Origin of the sequence: Frankia sp. CgMI4 (assembly GCF_001756285.1) — a bacterium.
In the GTDB taxonomy this organism is placed as follows: domain Bacteria; phylum Actinomycetota; class Actinomycetes; order Frankiales; family Frankiaceae; genus Frankia; species Frankia casuarinae.
This window is the reverse complement of record NZ_MAQZ01000037.1, coordinates 1-1,395: the sequence shown is the minus strand read 5'-3', so window position 1 is coordinate 1,395 and position 1,395 is coordinate 1. Positions and strand designations below refer to the sequence as shown.

The following is a 1,395-nucleotide window of genomic DNA, read 5'->3' as shown; positions in this document are numbered from 1 at the left end:
ACACGCCGGATGACCAGGCCGAACCAGCCGACGGCGTGCCCGAACGATCAGAAGTCATCCCTCGACCGAGATCACGACAGGGACGGAACACAGGCTAGTTCACAAAGAATCTTGTCCTAAAAATCTTGACAAGTTCCGGACGGCCATGGGTCCTCACCGACGGCTCCGGGTCGCCCCTTCAAGGATCTTGGTGATGTCCTCGACGGAATCGTGGACACCGGACGCGATGCTCATCACGAGGTCGTAGGCCTCGTCGTTGGTCAGCGTCAGGCGACGGCCGTTGACACCGTAGAAGGCGATCAGACCGGCAAGGGCGAGCCGCTTGTTCCCGTCGACGAGGGCATGGTTGCGAGCCAGTGAATGCAGGAGCGCGGCGGCCTTGCCGTCAAGAGAGGGATAGGCGTCCCGGCCGAACACCGTCGCCCGCGGGCGCGCGAGAGCGGATTCGAGCAGGCCGTGGTCCCTGACCACCGGATCGGAACCGATGGCCCGCTCGGCGATGTACAGCAGTTCGCGAAGCGTCAGGTAGATCATTCGCCGAGCCAGCGGAGCGCCTCGGCGTACCGCGGCAGCTCCTCGTCCAGCACCTGATCCAGCAGTTCCGCCCGGCTGTGTGCCTCGATGTACTCCCGGATCGCCTCCCGGGCGATCTCCTGCATCGACCGCTGTTCCAACTCCGAACGCAGACGCAAAGCCTCTGCCTCGTCATCCGTCAAGCGCAGTGTCATCGCCACCACCCGACGGTATCACCKCTGATACCGCCGCCGGGACTCGCGCCATGGTCGCGACGCCCGGTTCCTATCCGATCTTCTTGGCGTTCGCATCGCCGTGTAGCCGGACCGCCGGATCTTCGCGTGGACGGGCTCGACGGAAACGGTCGGGCCGTTGACCTGCAGGTTTAGGTTCGCATTAGTGCTGGTTGGGTGCACTCACCGACGCCAACGAAGATCGACATATGCCATAACCTGCGGCTTGACTACCCAATGGGGCGGTCTGCAACCAGCGAGGCCGATGGCTGCAGTACATCGACCTGCGACTGTGGGTTCGAGTCTTGTTGGGTCGACCCMAGCCGCGCTTGATCATAAGGTCCATGCCTCGCCCACCAGCGAGTGTTGCGCGAGTTGCACCGCTCGGCCGCCGCATCACCGGCGTCGTCGCGCCGGGCGCACCCTTCCCCTCACGGCAGACTCGGAGATCCAGGAGGATCAGCCCGGGGCGAGGCGCGCTGTCCGTTAGCCGATACTAGTAGGACTTCGCTAGGTGACTCCGGATAGGTGTTGTGTGACGTTGGGTGTGGGGTTGAAGGGTCGTTGGCAGGTGGGGCAGGCGCCGGTCCAGACGGCGAGCAGGGCCTGGAGGGTGCGGAGGACTCCGTAGAGGGTCAGGCCGGCGCAG

Annotated in this window: 2 protein-coding genes; both read right to left on the bottom strand. The window is 64.5% G+C overall.

The features are described 5' to 3' along the window. Positions 1–153: 153 nt before the first annotated feature. Positions 154–534: a type II toxin-antitoxin system death-on-curing family toxin gene (locus tag Manayef4_RS03050; RefSeq protein WP_011435540.1), complete on the bottom strand. Its 381-nt coding sequence runs from the start codon at positions 532–534 to the stop codon at positions 154–156. Further along, entirely contained in the window at positions 531–728 is a 198-nt protein-coding gene (locus Manayef4_RS03045; RefSeq protein ID WP_011435539.1) for a ribbon-helix-helix protein, CopG family, read from the bottom strand. Before Manayef4_RS03045 ends, Manayef4_RS03050 begins: the two co-directional genes overlap by 4 nt. Positions 729–1,395: the final 667 nt, after the last annotated feature.